The organism is Sharpea porci, from assembly GCF_009695655.1.
GTDB lineage: Bacteria > Bacillota_I > Bacilli_A > Erysipelotrichales > Coprobacillaceae > Sharpea > Sharpea porci.
The window spans coordinates 197907-212849 of the sequence record NZ_VUNM01000002.1 but is presented as its reverse complement, the minus strand read 5'-3'; the positions used below and the strand labels follow the sequence as shown (position 1 = coordinate 212849).

Annotated in this window: 21 protein-coding genes; all 21 read right to left on the bottom strand. The window is 35.6% G+C overall.

Features of this window, described 5'->3' with window-relative positions; all coding sequences use genetic code 11:
• Nucleotides 1-85: 85 nt before the first annotated feature.
• The 21 genes from FYJ79_RS02380 to FYJ79_RS02280 all read right to left on the bottom strand — a co-directional run bounded on the left by FYJ79_RS02380 (nt 86) and on the right by FYJ79_RS02280 (nt 14942).
• Nucleotides 86-430: an Asp23/Gls24 family envelope stress response protein gene (locus FYJ79_RS02380; RefSeq protein WP_154514365.1), complete on the bottom strand. Its 345-nt coding sequence runs from the start codon at nt 428-430 to the stop codon at nt 86-88.
• 92 nt (nt 431-522) lie between these two features.
• A complete protein-coding gene (gene efp / locus FYJ79_RS02375) occupies nt 523-1080 on the bottom strand; it encodes an elongation factor P (RefSeq protein WP_154514364.1) in 558 nt (185 codons plus the stop codon).
• A gap of 86 nt (nt 1081-1166) precedes the next feature.
• Entirely contained in the window at nt 1167-1583 is a 417-nt protein-coding gene (locus FYJ79_RS02370) for a hypothetical protein (RefSeq protein ID WP_154514363.1), read from the bottom strand.
• Nucleotides 1531-1875: a ComGF family competence protein gene (locus FYJ79_RS02365; RefSeq protein ID WP_229771288.1), complete on the bottom strand. Its 345-nt coding sequence runs from the start codon at nt 1873-1875 to the stop codon at nt 1531-1533. The genes FYJ79_RS02370 and FYJ79_RS02365 overlap by 53 nt, the downstream gene beginning before the upstream one ends.
• A 65-nt stretch (nt 1876-1940) precedes the next feature.
• Nucleotides 1941-2150 (bottom strand): type IV pilus modification PilV family protein, encoded by a 210-nt coding sequence (locus FYJ79_RS02360; RefSeq protein WP_154514362.1) that lies wholly within the window; start codon nt 2148-2150, stop codon nt 1941-1943.
• Nucleotides 2140-2541: a competence type IV pilus minor pilin ComGD gene (gene comGD, locus FYJ79_RS02355; RefSeq protein WP_195836989.1), complete on the bottom strand. Its 402-nt coding sequence runs from the start codon at nt 2539-2541 to the stop codon at nt 2140-2142. The genes FYJ79_RS02360 and comGD overlap by 11 nt, the downstream gene beginning before the upstream one ends.
• A complete protein-coding gene (gene comGC / locus FYJ79_RS02350; protein WP_154514360.1) occupies nt 2528-2833 on the bottom strand; it encodes a competence type IV pilus major pilin ComGC in 306 nt (101 codons plus the stop codon). The genes comGD and comGC overlap by 14 nt, the downstream gene beginning before the upstream one ends.
• The gene (locus FYJ79_RS02345) at nt 2805-3269 is read right to left on the bottom strand and encodes a hypothetical protein (protein WP_154514359.1); all 465 of its coding nucleotides are present in this window, start codon (nt 3267-3269) and stop codon (nt 2805-2807) included. The genes comGC and FYJ79_RS02345 overlap by 29 nt, the downstream gene beginning before the upstream one ends.
• Nucleotides 3247-3690 (bottom strand): hypothetical protein, encoded by a 444-nt coding sequence (locus tag FYJ79_RS02340; protein WP_154514358.1) that lies wholly within the window; start codon nt 3688-3690, stop codon nt 3247-3249. Before FYJ79_RS02340 ends, FYJ79_RS02345 begins: the two co-directional genes overlap by 23 nt.
• A gap of 1 nt (nt 3691) precedes the next feature.
• Nucleotides 3692-4690: a type II secretion system F family protein gene (locus FYJ79_RS02335; protein ID WP_154514357.1), complete on the bottom strand. Its 999-nt coding sequence runs from the start codon at nt 4688-4690 to the stop codon at nt 3692-3694.
• A complete protein-coding gene (locus FYJ79_RS02330; RefSeq protein ID WP_154514356.1) occupies nt 4683-5669 on the bottom strand; it encodes an ATPase, T2SS/T4P/T4SS family in 987 nt (328 codons plus the stop codon). Before FYJ79_RS02330 ends, FYJ79_RS02335 begins: the two co-directional genes overlap by 8 nt.
• On the bottom strand, nt 5662-6120 hold the full coding sequence (locus FYJ79_RS02325; RefSeq protein WP_154514355.1) for a hypothetical protein: 459 nt from the start codon (nt 6118-6120) through the stop codon (nt 5662-5664). Before FYJ79_RS02325 ends, FYJ79_RS02330 begins: the two co-directional genes overlap by 8 nt.
• A gap of 136 nt (nt 6121-6256) precedes the next feature.
• A complete protein-coding gene (locus FYJ79_RS02320) occupies nt 6257-7552 on the bottom strand; it encodes a dicarboxylate/amino acid:cation symporter (RefSeq protein ID WP_154514354.1) in 1296 nt (431 codons plus the stop codon).
• Nucleotides 7549-8400 (bottom strand): dTDP-4-dehydrorhamnose reductase, encoded by an 852-nt coding sequence (gene rfbD / locus FYJ79_RS02315; protein ID WP_154514353.1) that lies wholly within the window; start codon nt 8398-8400, stop codon nt 7549-7551. Before rfbD ends, FYJ79_RS02320 begins: the two co-directional genes overlap by 4 nt.
• A 74-nt stretch (nt 8401-8474) precedes the next feature.
• On the bottom strand, nt 8475-9077 hold the full coding sequence (locus FYJ79_RS02310) for an MBL fold metallo-hydrolase (protein ID WP_154514352.1): 603 nt from the start codon (nt 9075-9077) through the stop codon (nt 8475-8477).
• Between the two features lie 28 nt (nt 9078-9105).
• Nucleotides 9106-9255, bottom strand: a complete 150-nt coding sequence (rpmG, locus tag FYJ79_RS02305) for a 50S ribosomal protein L33 (RefSeq protein WP_033161813.1) — start codon at nt 9253-9255, stop codon at nt 9106-9108.
• Between the two features lie 171 nt (nt 9256-9426).
• Nucleotides 9427-11496 carry a peptidoglycan D,D-transpeptidase FtsI family protein gene (locus tag FYJ79_RS02300; RefSeq protein ID WP_154514351.1) on the bottom strand — a complete coding sequence of 690 codons (2070 nt, stop codon included), beginning with the start codon at nt 11494-11496 and terminating at the stop codon, nt 9427-9429.
• A 104-nt stretch (nt 11497-11600) separates the two neighbouring features.
• Nucleotides 11601-13400, bottom strand: a complete 1800-nt coding sequence (gene lepA, locus FYJ79_RS02295; protein ID WP_326803124.1) for a translation elongation factor 4 — start codon at nt 13398-13400, stop codon at nt 11601-11603.
• 22 nt (nt 13401-13422) lie between these two features.
• Nucleotides 13423-13734: a single stranded DNA-binding domain-containing protein gene (locus FYJ79_RS02290; RefSeq protein ID WP_154514349.1), complete on the bottom strand. Its 312-nt coding sequence runs from the start codon at nt 13732-13734 to the stop codon at nt 13423-13425.
• A gap of 108 nt (nt 13735-13842) precedes the next feature.
• On the bottom strand, nt 13843-14166 hold the full coding sequence (gene acpS, locus FYJ79_RS02285; RefSeq protein ID WP_154514348.1) for a holo-ACP synthase: 324 nt from the start codon (nt 14164-14166) through the stop codon (nt 13843-13845).
• On the bottom strand, nt 14166-14942 hold the full coding sequence (locus FYJ79_RS02280; protein WP_154514347.1) for a hypothetical protein: 777 nt from the start codon (nt 14940-14942) through the stop codon (nt 14166-14168). The genes acpS and FYJ79_RS02280 overlap by 1 nt, the downstream gene beginning before the upstream one ends.
• Nucleotide 14943: the final 1 nt, after the last annotated feature.

Sequence of the window (14943 nt, the reverse complement as noted above, 5' to 3'; positions counted from 1 at the left end):
AAATTTCATTCCCTATAATACCATATTAGCAACTAAAAGTCATAAAAATACATAAAAAGAAAAGCAAGAGAATCACATCTTGCTTCTAGAACTCAATACTTTCTACATTAATATCAATTGATTTCACATCAACATTACACATATCCTTAACCGCTGTCGCAATAGCTTTTTGCAGTTCTTTAACTTTATGTGTTACTTTCACACCATATTTCACCTTGATATGCAAAGTAATTGTTACATTATTATCATCAATACGTGCATTAACAAGATGCTTAGATCCATTAATTGAAAAACCTTTTGAAGTATCTAGGCTTACATCTTTGTCTTCGCTCACAACTTCTTTTGCGATAATATCGAAGACCTGGATACTCATCATGATATCACCATTTATTGGACTTTCTTTGTATGTATAGTATTCATTATGTGCCATAACTCTACCTCTTTCTTTTACCCTTCTATTGTATAAGAAATACATCCATAATACAAGGTAAAAAAGAATCAGCCTTTTGACTGATTCTCATTCTATGCTCTTCCACCATAAGTTCCATCAACAGTATTAACAATAACTGTTTCACCCGCTTCAATGAAGAGCGGTACTTTGATTTCGAAACCTGTTTCAATCTTCGCAAACTTTGTTGCCCCTTGAGCAGTATCGCCTCTCACTGCAGGTTCTGTTTCAATAACCTTAAATGGAACATTGACAGGTAAAGCTACGCCAAGCACTTCACCTTCGTACGAAGTCACTTCAACTTCATCACTTGGTTTCATAAAGTTTTGTTCCCATTCTAGACGATCAGCTGGAATTTCAATCTGATCATATGTTTCATTATCCATGAAAACAAGCATGCCACCATTATCATAGAGATATTGCATTTTACGTTTTTCAATTGTTGCTCTTTCAACTTTCGCATTACCACCAAAAGTAATTTCAGTTGTAGAACCTGTTCTCAAGTTCTTCATTTTTACACGAATATTAGCAGCTGCACGAGCAGTTTTATTATGTGAGTAATCCAATACAATATAAAGATTTCCATCATACTGGAACGTAGTTCCTGGTCTTAAATCACCAACACTAATCATTTTATTGCTCCTTTCTCAAAATCGTATCAATTATAACAAAACCACGCTCACTTGTAAAACAAAAATGATTTGCGAAATTCCTCATATCAAGCCATATAGTGAAATTTCGAGACATTTAAATCCTTTGTCTTAATATGCATTTCAAAACGATACTTATCCTGTTCATCACTGATATCACATACAATCAGATAATAATCCCACATATCATCAACAGTATAATGAACTCGTGTGTTTTCAACAGTAAAATCATTGCTTAACAATAAATCAGTATCCATTGTTTCACGAAAATAGCGCTTTAAATAAATTTCCATTTGACGCTCTTTATCAAGTTTTCGTCCATTTCCATGAAACGCAAAGAGATCTGTATATAAACGGCTTGTTGACAACAAGCTTAAAACAACAACCACAAAAATCATCAAGACAACATTCAGCGCACTTCCCTTATTATTGCTATGGAATTTCTTCTTCGTGCTCTTCTTCAATCTCTCTTGAATTCTTTTCATATAAATCACCTATAAGATACTCAAATTCTCTATGTCCACGTTTTATTCTTATAAACAGAAAATCATTTTCTTCAAAGAAAGAAATCTCATCAATATTCATAATTAGGGTTTCATATCCCGGTGTCTTAACAAGCCTATGATCATTTAAAAATACACGAAACTCTTGATTCTCCCGATCCTTGTAGACCAATTCTACATTATGGCTCTCTACCACACCTGTCATCAAATAGTCAGATAATTGTTTAACGCCTACAGATACATCGCTATCTAACTGTACTTTAGGAATTTTCAAAGCCCTGATCATACTATAGGCTGTAGACGTGACTAACACTGTGATAGATAGAGCTAACAACATTTCTACGAGCGTAAAACCTTTTCTATTATATATGGCAAATCACCCCCATATTCCCGAACAGTCTCAACTTCATTGAGTGAAGCCTGGTCATGCTGGATCTTTGTATACGAACGATTGAGCGTCGCTTGTAATGATATCAATCCCACAAGCACTGAACAAAAAATCATGAATGCAAAGAGTGCTTCAATAAGTGTACTGCCTTTATTTGACATAAAACGTCCCACTTCCTAACTGGAAAACAAATTCATAAACTTTAAAGGGTGTTCTTAACTTAACCGAACGGGCAATCTTTATATGACCAGAAGCATTAAAAGTGAATTGGTAGTTGTTTGTAAATTGATAATTGGAATCAAGGATAACTTCCTTGTGGTAATGATTGCTATTGATATCCACACGATTTCTCTGACATACTACGCTCACTGTTTCATGTTTAATCATTGCTGTACTTCTTGCAAGATGAAACGCCTGAGACACTTGTGTAATTTGCGTCTGGACATTGGCATGAGGTTTACGAAAGAATAGTGTTATTGATGAAATGATCAATGTGATTGACAAAACAAAAATCATTTCAATAAGCGTAAAGCCTTTCTTACTTGCTAACATAAGCCTGTCCATCACTTATATAGATGCTTTTACCATTTGGACACACGGCTTGCTTTTCTGTCAAATATGGCGATGATCCGCTTGTAAGTTGTGAGATGCTAGTTGGCAGCTGTTCATGTTCTATTTCATAGAGGATGATTTGTGAATTCACCACTTCTATTTGTGCTTGACAGCCTTTATCTTTCACTACTCTATTCTTGTTGGTAACATATGGGATAACGAGCAATAATATGACAAGTATGACAGAAATACAAAAAATCATTTCAATGAGTGTAAACCCCTTGTTCTTCATTATTCATCATTCCTTTCTTTTTTGCATACAGATGCATCAGATAACTTTGCGCAACATATGTTTGTCCCTCACTCAAAGCTGTGGCCACAAGACTTGCTGCTGCAATAACAAGAAAGCTCTTTTCTTGTTTTGTATCGAGGTGTCCTTTAAGAGCAATATTTTTTCCATTATAGCGCACTTCTATCTCTCCATTTGTTACACCCAATTCTCCTTCTTGAAAAAGATAATGCTGTTGATAATGACAATGGCACTTAAGCCATCGCCCTAAAGAAAATGCATTCATCAACATATCTACATAAGCAGAATCATCCATTCGCCTCAAAAGCCGATCAACACATAAAATGGTCATTTTCACAGGATCTAAATCATCTAAGTCTGGATTCTTACCGATACAAACCTCCTTCTCATCAACACTAACATAAATTAAAGACTGCATTATCCTCACACTCCAAACTCTCTTCCATCGCTTTTACATAATAGCAATGTAGTTCAAAAACAATGGCATTCTGAACACTTATCGGCATTGACCCAAGAAGTAGGCCGCCTAGAAAACATATCTGCTCTTCTTTCAACTGCAACAAACTATCATCTTTCATCAGATCCACAAAAATAACATGATGATCTTGAAAAATACCTTGATAATCAATGAGCTTTCCTTCACATCGATAAACCTCGGCATAAAGAATCATTTGAAACAAATGGCGAAAGAGTGTCGCATATTGATGCACATCATCAATAATACTTGTAAGTTGCTTATACTGTTTCAAAAAGCACACCTTTAAATCTTGATTATTTTGAATATCAGAAATACAAAATCCTCCAATATCATCACAAACAACCTTAACAACTTCAATCATATTAAATCTCTCCTATCACATTCATCATTGGCAAAATAATAGCAATATAGACAACAATCACAAAAAAAGCCACAAACGAGTAAACAGCAGGTATCAAATACTTTATAAACTTATTCAAAGCCATATCCATTTCACGTTTCACAACATCAATATAACCCGATAAATCTCCAATCTCTTTAGGTGCCTGTAAATACATCCTGTACATGATGACAAAGAGCTGATCAAAGTATTCAAAGTTTTCAATAATATCTTCAAAAGCTTCCCCTTCTTCAATACGACAATAAATCTCATAGATCATGATTTTAATGTCACTTCTAACCATCGTCTCATTCAATAAAACAATAATTGTATTAGCATCAAGGTGGTCTTTCATGATTTCATTAAAATAAATAGCGAATTTAAGCGTGAAATATTTCTGAATGATATGTTTGAGCATCTTGACATGCAAATACTGTTCAATAATACGATAATTCTTGCTCTTTAACGCTCTCATGAAACGAAGAAACAGAACAACGATGATTCCAATAACGCAGATAAACAGTATGGGAATAAGCTGCATTAAACCTATGAGTATTGTAAAGAGAATACTTTTTTGAATAGAAAATGAAGTAAATAAAGCATTCACTTGAGGAAATAGCACAAAAGAAGCAAAGAAGCAGAACATGACAAGAAAGCTCATCAATACAAGAGGGTACGTCAACTTGCTGATCAAATCCTTTTTTGTCTTTTCTAAATGCTGAGTAATTTGTAAAGCATTACGAATCGCTGCACTGATGGTCAAACGCATTGAGAAGAATTCAAAGAATTCAATAAACTGTTTAGGAAAATCTGATTCAAGAATAGCTTTCTTCAAATCAACGCCCTCTTTTAACATTATGTTAATTTGATCAGCACTAGGATGATGCGTAATCTCTTTACATAAAAGTAAAGTCTCCTCTATACCATAGCCCTGTTCAAGAAGCTGATAGAGATTTTCTAAGAAAAGATAATCCTTATTCATTAATCTCATCCTTTAGGATATATGAATCACATTTTTTCTCAGCAATCAAATTTAAAGCTGATTGCTTAAAAGTCTGATAAGTATAGTCATTATGATGTAAATACTGGGTAATAGCTTCGCGACTCATCATTTCAGGCAGGATGATGACTCTTTTTCTTTTAAGATCATATTTGATTTTTTGAGAGACAATGCCAATCAGGACATCTTCTAAATCCGTCTCGTTTACACCTAGATTAAGCATGCGCTTAATCACAAGCAAAGCAGTTGATGCATGAATGGTACTTAAAACCAAATGTCCTGTTAATGCGCATGTAATAGCTAAGGCAGCCGTCTTCTCATCACGTATTTCTCCAATCATAATGACATCTGGATCATGTCGTAATATTTGTCGAAGTGAATCATGATAATTAATTCCAAGATCCTCATTCATTTCTATTTGGAGACAGTGCTCTTTAATCATTTCAATAGGATCCTCAAGCGTTACAATGTTCTTTCCACCCATTTCAATAAGACGATCGAGCATAGCATATAGTGTTGTACTTTTACCACTCCCAGTAGCCCCCGAGACAAGAAACAAGCCCGATGTCTGACGGCATATAGAAGCAAGAAAAACACTGAATTCTTTCACAAGAGATAATTCATTAATGGTGAGTTTCTCATGATTATTAAGAATACGTATCACAATGGATTCAAAATGTTCACCCGGTAACAATGAAACACGTAAGAAATAAATATGATTATCAATAAAGTAATGAAAAGCTCCTGTTTGTGGGACAAGCTTGTAGTTGACATTGATAAAAGACTTATACTTGATATAATTGATCATTTTCTGCCCAATATCAAAATCATAACAAATATAGTGCTCAAGCTTTCCAAGTACTCTAAATTGTATTTCCAGTTTTTGATCAAGCTTCATATGAATATCAGTCGCATGATGAGAAAGGGCGTGATATATAATTTTCTCAAAAAGTTCATCCATTGTCATCCCCACCTTGTTCAAAGAATAGACAATAAAGTGAGAAAAGCAATAAATGTTGATTCTTTGAAGAGAGCCCTCTCGCAATTATAATGGCATAAATGAAAATAGCTAATTTCAGACTAGATTCCTGATAGTCTGTTTTTATACGATAGTGTTCTTTATCTTGATAGAGAATAATTGTCATTGGCTTAATCTCTAAATCATATGCCTTTAAAAGATAGCATTCCTGCAAATGATCATGATAGCGCAAATAAAGAGCTAAATGACCAATAGCTTCTAATTCTAAATACTGTTCTAAAATACTTTCTACATTTGTATAATCCGTCTTTTGATGATTCAACAAATCCGTAACACCCATTGCTATAAGCTGCATCAATTTTTGTTCATCAATCATACCTTCTTTCTTTACAACAACATTTTCATTCAATTCTATTTTCAAGAGCTGTTTCATGAGTCATCCTCCCTTTTCTACCCTCTATATATGTATTCGCTAAAAAAAGAGATTTTTCTCACCTAAAAATGCATTTTTTCAAAAAAAATACGGATTCATAAGAATCCGTATCTCATACAAGTGTATTTATCATTTTTTAATCATTAGGTATGGGTTTATTATACAACGCTTTATCAAGTTCATTATTTTGATAAGCAACAATCGTTGTACAGATCGCATCACCAGTGATATTAATAGCTGTTCTAGCCATATCAAGTATTCTATCAATACCCATAATTAATGTAATACCGGCAGCTGGAAGGCCGACAGAGTTAAAGACCATTGTCAATGTAATTAAGCCAACAGATGGAACACCTGCTGTACCAATAGAGGCAAGTGTAGCCGTCGCAATAACTGTTAGCATATTCATTGGTGTTAACGTAATACCATAAGCTTGTGCCACAAACACAACGGCAACGCCCTGCATAATGGATGTCCCATCCATATTGACCGTTGCTCCTAACGGAATCGTAAAGGATGAAATCTTACGGCTAACACCTAGTTTTTCTTCTAGTGTCTCAATCGATAATGGAATTGTTGCATTGGAAGTCGCTGTAGAGAATGCAAAAGCCATAACCGGGAAAAACTTTTTAATAAATTTCAATGGATTCAGTCTTGTAAAGATGAACAAGAGAATCTGATAAACCCCAAATCCCTGCAATAATAATGCAATCAAAACAGCTACAACATACTTTAACATATATATGATTACTGAGAATCCCATTGATGAAAAAGTTCTTGCAATAAGACAATAGACAGCAATTGGAGCAACTTTCATAACCATCATAGTCATTTCCATCATAATATCATTGCCTTGTGAGAAGAAATTTGTCATTAATTGTACTCTTTCACCAAGCTTTGCTAAAATTATGCCAATTAATAAAGCAAAAAAGATAATAGCGAGCATATCCCCATTCGCAAGAGCTTGGATAGGATTTGTAGGAATAATATTCAAAATTGTATCAACAGCACTTGTTGAAGTCGTTGTTTTACCAACAGTTGAACCAGCCGCTTTAGCAGCTGTCATCATTTTTGCAAGATTTGCACCTTTACCTGGATTCACAACACTTGCTACTCCAAGTGCCAACGTAACAGCTAATACTGTTGTTGCCATGTAGAACATGACTGTTTTAAGACCAACTTTGCCCAGTGTCTTCGTATCTCCAATGGCCGCAGCACCACAAACAATTGAACAGAAGACAAGTGGAACAACGAGCATCTGCATGCCACGAATAAATCCCTGACCAACAATATAAAAGGCTCCATTAACGATATAGTCCATCACAAATTTCTGAGAAGACAACGACAAATTAATAATAACACCCGTAATTGCCCCTAGAATCAGAGCAATGAATATCATTGTTGTCAGTCCTAATTTCTTTTGTTTTTTCATAGAACACCTCTTTCTCTTAAACGATCGAGATAGGCATCAAGATCATCTTCCCATTCAGGCATCTTGTAGATACCTGTGATTCTTAACATCATATTGTCAAGTGCTGAGTAAGCAGGTCTTGACTCCTGATCTCTTGCTACTTTCACTTGAGCATGCAAATTTGCTTTTTTTATAACAGTCTCAAAGAATTCCTTTCTTGAACAGCTTCCTCTATCTGATGCATGAAAGAGACCATATTCATGTGATGTTATAAGTGTTGTAAGGAAATCCACTAAACTTCTTGTAGAAGTAGGTGTTGAATATTCCTGTTTAGGAATGACAATATCTTCGCCCTTTTTAGCCTTCAAAATTGCCTGTTCTACTAAATCATAGTTTTTACCATATAACCAGCTACTTCTAACAATAACATGCTTATCTGTCAATCTTTCCACAAGAGATTCACCAGCAAGTTTACTTTTTCCATAGACTGAAATTGGCTTTGGTGTATCAAATTCATTGTGTGCTTCCTCATTAACACCATTGAATACATCATCAGTAGAAATGTGAATTAATTTGGCATTAATCATACGTGCAGCAACAGCTACATTTCTTGCTCCAATAGCATTAATTTTATATGCTTCATCTGGATTTTTTTCACAATAATCAACATCTGATATTGCGGCACAATTGATAATCACATCAGGATGATTCAAATTAGCAAAACGAATAATTTGTTTATCGTCTTCTACTGGCACATCCTTATCGCTTGTCAGAATTTCATAGTCAGTATTGTGCTCAAAATGTTTTACAAGTGCCGAACCTAAGCGTCCCTCTGCTCCTGTAATCCAAATACGTGTTTGTAGACTCATAGGTCTCCTCCTTTATTCTTTCGTAGTTTAGCATAAAATACGCCAAGATAAAAGAAAAAGAGATGATATCCCTACTATTGAAAGTAAGGATTATTTACCTTTTCCTCTTCTAATGTCGTCGTTTCACCATGTCCTGGAGCAACAACACAATCTATTTGAAGATTCTTCAGAAATGTGATGGATTGCTGCATCTCCTGCATAGAAGAGCCTGGAAAATCAACGCGGCCAACACTTCCTGCAAAAAGCGTATCACCAGTGAACATGATTTTTCCCTTTTCAAAAAGATAACAACAACTTCCTATGACATGTCCTGGAGTCTCGTAAACATCGATTATTTCACTCCCGATATGAATTCCATCTCCAACATCATGAATAGGCGATTTTAAAGTAATGGGCTGATGTCTAAAGGATAGATTTAACACTTCATCCTTCACAACATGCATCGTATCCCTTGTCGCATAGACATGTGCGCCGTATTCTTTAACAAGTGCATCAACACCACCAATATGATCATAATGTCCATGCGTCAACAAAATATCTGTAACTTTTAATTGTTTTTCTAAGCAATATTGAAGGACATCAGTTGTCCCTGGATCAACAATCACACATCCTTCATCAAGATGAACAATATAACAGTTCTCTTGAATTGCCCCTAAGACAAGACGTTCAATTTTCATAAGCAAATAAAAATAAGCCTATAATGGCTTATTTCTTTTCTCTATGAACTGTTTTCTTATTACATCTTGGACAGTATTTCTTAATTTCAACTCTTCCAGGATGAGTTCTTTTGTTTTTAGTACCAATGTAGTTTTCTTCACCACATTCAGTACATTTATAAATGATATTTTCTCTCATTAGATTGTACCTCCATAAGTTTGCTTAACTATAATAGCATAGTGCATTCAAAAAAGCTAGCATTATTTCAAGGCTATTAAAAATCCCTTACCTTTTCTCCCCTTCTCAAAGAGAACTTTACATCCTACTTCTCAAGAAGAGATGAAGTTTTCCTCAAACCTCATCTCCTATCTAATCAACTTTTGCACTATCACCATAGCCATATTTCTTAAAATATTCATCAACCGCAAAACGGGCTAGACCTGGTGCTGAATTGTTATTGTCCTGCTGTTCAACAATGACTGTACAAACAATTTGCGGGTTACTTGTTGGACCATAAGTAATAATCATATGGTTAGGGACAGATCGTGTCTGACTGACAAAAACCTGAGCCGTACCAGATTTACCAGCCATATCATATGGCAAGCCTGCAAAGACACTCTTCATTGTTCCCCAGCTCGTAACAGCCTGCATACCTTTCTTAATTTGTTCAAAAGCCGTTTTTTCACTTGAGACATCATCAATCACCGTTGTCTTGACTTTATCCTGTGTGATATTGTTGCCTTCACTATCAACTGTATATGTTGATTTAAGAAGATGTGGACGGACTTTCACACCCATGTTAGCGAGTGTTGAAGTATATGTTGCCAACTGCATATTTGTATAGGTATCATACTGGCCAATTGAGAAGTCAAGAATATTACCTGGGGTAGTCCCTTTACCACGATAGCCTAAGGATTCATTAGGAATATCGATACCACTCTTAACACCTAATCCTAATTCTCCAGCACCGTTTCTAAGCAATTTATAAGCATCTTTTTTCAGTCTCAAAGGACCATTATAGACATAATTAGCACCACCAAGCTTAATAATAATCTTCATCATGTAGACATTTGAAGAATAAGCCAATGCCGTCACTTCATTAATGCTCCCCCAACCAACTTTATTGTGAGAATATTTTGTTGGTGTACCTTTTACTTTCAAACCATTAGAATCATCGACTTCATAATGATTAGCATTAATGACATGATTTTTAAAACATGTATAAAGCGTTGCTGGCTTAAATGAAGAACCAACAGCATAGGCATTAAGATAATTACCTGCTGCATAATCAATAATTTGCCCATCTTTTTGTCGTTCTTTTCCTGCCATGGCAATTACTTCACCCGTTTTAGGACGCATCAGAATACAGTATATATGATTATTCCAATGTTCTCCTGCATGGGATTTTAATTCATTTTCAATATACTGACCCACTTTTTCCTGTAATTCACTATCAATGGTAAGCTGTAAATTCAAGCCATTAGATCCTGCCGCCTTTTTCTTAATAATAGGTGAACCATCTTTATTGTAAGACAACTGATATGTCGAAGAATCACCAGAAAGAATATTCTCATATTCTGTTTCAAGTCCAGAGGTACCAACACGCGAGTCATTGTTATAATCTAAGGCAAGAAGCTCCGTTTTTGTCGTAGCAGGAAGACCTTGTTTCTTCGTTGTTACATTGCCAAGCACCTGCTTAAAGTTCGTTCCAAAAGCATAATTTCTTTTCCAGTCGCTTGTAACACGCACACCACGCAATAAATCAGAATTTTCACCAATAACACTTGCCTCTTCAACACTAATGCCCTCTAGCAGAATTGTCGAACCAGACGTACAACGTTTAATTGCATAGAACAACTTATAATACTTAATATCATTATCTGATAAATGCTGATTTACAATATCATCCGTCATGCGCTTAATCTGCAAATTATAGATTTTTTTATCACCATTCTCATCTTTTGCTAACGCCTTACGTTCTTTATCTGTTATTAGTGATGCTGCAAAGTCCTTATCTTTCATAATCAGATAATCTTTCTTTTCACGCTTTGTCACATCAGAAATATCAACATTAACATGGGACATAAGAAATTTAACAATAGCATCAATCTCTTTATCTTTCATATTATTAACAGAATAATATGTAGCACAGACAACATTTTCATTATATGCAAGCTTTGTATAATTACGATCAACGATTTCTCCACGAAGTGCATCAACTTGGAAGGTGTTTGTCTGATACTGTTCTAATTTCGCATTATAAAAATCTTTCTTAGAGATCTGCAAGACAAATAGACGCACTGCAAAGATAACTGCAATCACTAGCACAAAGCCCATAACAATATAATATCTTCGCTTAATAACATTTCCAAGAATGTTACCAACTTCCTGATTTGCTTCCTTCTGACCTCTAAAACGTATTCTAGGTCTCTTAGGCATACTCTCACCTCGCAATGTATTATATAGGAAATATCTTAGAATGTAAATTATGACTAAGCTTTCACACAATTACATCTGTTTATAAAGAAAAGATGAATGAGTAATCATTCATCTACGGACAAGATCGCCATAAAGGCTTCCTGTGGGATTTCTACAGAGCCAACAGCTTTCATTCGTTTTTTTCCTTCTTTTTGCTTTTCAAGAAGTTTTTTCTTACGTGAAATATCGCCACCATAACATTTAGCAAGAACGTTCTTACGAACAGCCTTAATGTTTGTACGTGCAATAATCCTGCCTTGAAGCGCAGCCTGAATAGGAATTTCAAATTGCTGTTTTGGAATAAGATCCTTAAGCTTGACGCAAATGGCATTGCCTCTTGTTCTTGCAAACTGGCGATAAACAATCGTCGACAAGGCATCAACAACCTCACCATTCAGCAAGATATCCATCTTTAATAAATCACTCTCACGATAGCCAATAAGCTCATAGTCATATGAAGCATAACCCTTTGTACTTGATTTTAATTTATCAAAGAAATCAAAGATAATTTCTGATAAAGGCATGTTATAAATAACTTCACGGCGACTATCATCTAAATATTCAATATTCACATATTCGCCACGTTTATTTTGACATAAATCCATAATGGCACCAATGAAATCATCTGGTGTCATAATAGAAACCTTAACATATGGTTCTTCGATATGATCAAACGTCCCTGGATCAGGCATACTTGCCGGATTATCAATAGATATATAAGATCCATCACGCTTCACAACGCGGTATATAACAGAAGGTGCCGTTGCGATAAGATCTAAATCAAATTCACGTTCCAGTCTTTCCTGAATAACATCCATATGCAACAAGCCTAAGAAGCCACAACGGAAACCAAAACCTAATGCCTGTGATGTTTCAGGCTCATATGTGAGAGCAGAGTCTGAAAGTGCAATCTTTTCTAAGGCATCACGTAAATCTTTATAACGTGCATTGTCAACCGGATAAAGACCACAATAAACCATTGGATTCATACGACGATAACCAGGTAATGCAACGGTTGCAGGATTTTCTAATGTTGTAATCGTATCACCGACATGAACATCCTTAATATCCTTTACGCTTGCCGCAATCCAGCCTACTTCACCAGTAACAAGTTCCTCTTTTGTCACTTCACGTGGTGTTCTTACACCGACTTCAGTAACTTCATAAGTAGCATCAGTTGCCATAAAGTGAATATGATCACCCACTTTAATAGAGCCATCCTTGATGGCCACAATAACAATGACACCACGATAACTATCATAGAAGCTATCAAATATTAAAGCTTGTGTTGGGTTATTGATTGATCCAGTTGGGGCAGGTACATGCTTGACAATATCTTCTAACACTTCCTCAACATTCAAGCCCGTTTTAGCAGATATACATGGTGCATTTTGCGCATCCAGTCCAATTACATCTTCAATTTCTTCCTTCACACGTTCAACATCTGCACTTGGTAAATCAATCTTGTTGATAACTGGTAATATTTCCAGATTGTTATCTAAAGCAAGATAGACATTAGCAAGTGTTTGCGCTTCAACGCCCTGTGTGGCATCAACAACTAAGACAGCCCCATCACATGCAGCAAGCGAACGTGATACTTCGTAAGAGAAATCGACATGACCAGGTGTATCAATTAAATGTAAAAGATATGTCTTACCATCCTTCGCTTTATAAGTAAGCTGAACAGCATTCAGCTTAATCGTTATACCTCTCTCTCTTTCAAGGTCCATATCATCAAGTATCTGGTTTCTCATATCACGATCGGCAACCGTACCTGTCAACTGCAGTATACGGTCGGCTAGTGTTGATTTGCCATGATCAATATGGGCTATGATTGAGAAATTTCTAATTAGTGATTGATCAATCAAATAACTCACACCTTTCCTATCATTCTAGTTTTTCATATTCATGTGCTCTTACAATCATCACATGATAATGTTGATAAAGCGGTTGTTTATCAATATTTAATAAACGGCCAGTAATCTTGATGCGATCACCAACTTCAAAACGATCACGAATTTCACACCCCATGCCATTCCACATCGTGACAGGAATCAAATCATAGTCACGTCTGCCAGGCATATCATCAAATGGCCTTCTGACTTTGATATGCATAAGAGCATCGTCATGAACTGACTTAAGTACTTTAAAATCTGGCATTGTAGCCACTCTTCCTTCAATGAATACAAATGATGACATAAAAAGTTCCTCCTATTCAATAGATAGTCCAACTTTACCATACATATGTATGATCTTCTCATTTTTCATTGAAAGAGGCCTTTTTCGGCCGTTTTTTTCCTTAAAGCACTATTCAATAACAACAAATGCAACAACATAGTCTTTTTCATGGGAAATCGAAATTTTTGCATGAGGGTCGTTGAGATACGGTGCACCGCTTTGATCATTCAAGACTTCAATCTCACGAAAACGCATACCCCCCAGTCCCAGACCATTAGCTTTTAAATAAGCTTCCTTGGCCGCAAAACGACCACCGAGGTATTCCCTTTTTCGTGCATCGTTCATTTTGATAAAACAAGCATATTCTCGATTGGAGAGAACATGCTTAATAAATGTCTCATTTTCTAGATCCAGTCTTCTTAAATCCACCAGATCCACACCAATCCCCTTCATCAGTCTTTAAACTTCTTTTCATAAAGATTCATAAGTTCATCAAGCGACATATTATCATCAATTTCATCAATCAGTGAATCATCTTTTTTCTTGAAATCTAATTTAAACTTACCCGTTCTTTCTTCTACAATTTTCAAGTCATCATCCGTCTGTTCAGTCAAGCTAGCAATATTACGCAATCTGTTTTCTACTGAATCAATAACCTGAGCACTATCGATGTCCTTCTCCAGCTTCTTTTCAGGTGTTTTCTCTTTTTTGACTTCTTCTTGTTTTTCCACAACCGGAGGTTGAGCAGTTTTTGTTTCAACGACCTCCTCTTGAGGTTGGGCTTCTAGATTTTCTTCTTTATGAATAGTCTCCTTAATTTTTTCAGAGAATTTTGTCTTCTTTTTATCCTCTTCATTTGCCGGACCGAAGAATGGTGACATGACTTGTACAAGTTCATCACTTTTCTTAATGACCTTCTTTTTTCCAGGTGTTTTAGAAACTGTCTTCTTTACTGGTTTCTGTTGCTGCACGCCATAAATAGGTGAAATAATATCATGCATGATATAGGGTTCACTCTTTGTTGTCACTGGCTTAACAGTATTTGTACTCTTCGTTTCTTTTTTCTTGTCTTTTTTGACTTCTTCTTTTTTCTCTTCAAAATCATCATATATTAATGGTGAAGAGAACTTCTCTTTGAGACGTTCTTCAACCATTGGATCAACAACATCATGCTTTTCTTCCACAACATCGTCATCATCTTCACCAAATAACCAACTACGCCAACCCATG

Coding starts and splice junctions, on each gene's coding strand:
- FYJ79_RS02380 (WP_154514365.1), bottom strand. CDS start 430: ATGGCACATAATGAATACTATACATACAAAGAAAGTCCAATAAATGGT.
- efp (WP_154514364.1), bottom strand. CDS start 1,080: ATGATTAGTGTTGGTGATTTAAGACCAGGAACTACGTTCCAGTATGAT.
- FYJ79_RS02370 (WP_154514363.1), bottom strand. CDS start 1,583: ATGAAAAGAATTCAAGAGAGATTGAAGAAGAGCACGAAGAAGAAATTC.
- FYJ79_RS02360 (WP_154514362.1), bottom strand. CDS start 2,150: ATGTCAAATAAAGGCAGTACACTTATTGAAGCACTCTTTGCATTCATG.
- comGD (WP_195836989.1), bottom strand. CDS start 2,541: ATGTTAGCAAGTAAGAAAGGCTTTACGCTTATTGAAATGATTTTTGTT.
- comGC (WP_154514360.1), bottom strand. CDS start 2,833: ATGAAGAACAAGGGGTTTACACTCATTGAAATGATTTTTTGTATTTCT.
- FYJ79_RS02345 (WP_154514359.1), bottom strand. CDS start 3,269: ATGCAGTCTTTAATTTATGTTAGTGTTGATGAGAAGGAGGTTTGTATC.
- FYJ79_RS02340 (WP_154514358.1), bottom strand. CDS start 3,690: ATGATTGAAGTTGTTAAGGTTGTTTGTGATGATATTGGAGGATTTTGT.
- FYJ79_RS02335 (WP_154514357.1), bottom strand. CDS start 4,690: ATGAATAAGGATTATCTTTTCTTAGAAAATCTCTATCAGCTTCTTGAA.
- FYJ79_RS02330 (WP_154514356.1), bottom strand. CDS start 5,669: ATGGATGAACTTTTTGAGAAAATTATATATCACGCCCTTTCTCATCAT.
- FYJ79_RS02325 (WP_154514355.1), bottom strand. CDS start 6,120: ATGAAACAGCTCTTGAAAATAGAATTGAATGAAAATGTTGTTGTAAAG.
- FYJ79_RS02320 (WP_154514354.1), bottom strand. CDS start 7,552: ATGAAAAAACAAAAGAAATTAGGACTGACAACAATGATATTCATTGCT.
- rfbD (WP_154514353.1), bottom strand. CDS start 8,400: ATGAGTCTACAAACACGTATTTGGATTACAGGAGCAGAGGGACGCTTA.
- FYJ79_RS02310 (WP_154514352.1), bottom strand. CDS start 9,077: ATGAAAATTGAACGTCTTGTCTTAGGGGCAATTCAAGAGAACTGTTAT.
- rpmG (WP_033161813.1), bottom strand. CDS start 9,255: ATGAGAGAAAATATCATTTATAAATGTACTGAATGTGGTGAAGAAAAC.
- FYJ79_RS02300 (WP_154514351.1), bottom strand. CDS start 11,496: ATGCCTAAGAGACCTAGAATACGTTTTAGAGGTCAGAAGGAAGCAAAT.
- FYJ79_RS02290 (WP_154514349.1), bottom strand. CDS start 13,734: ATGTCATCATTTGTATTCATTGAAGGAAGAGTGGCTACAATGCCAGAT.
- acpS (WP_154514348.1), bottom strand. CDS start 14,166: ATGAAGGGGATTGGTGTGGATCTGGTGGATTTAAGAAGACTGGATCTA.
- FYJ79_RS02280 (WP_154514347.1), bottom strand. CDS start 14,942: ATGGGTTGGCGTAGTTGGTTATTTGGTGAAGATGATGACGATGTTGTG.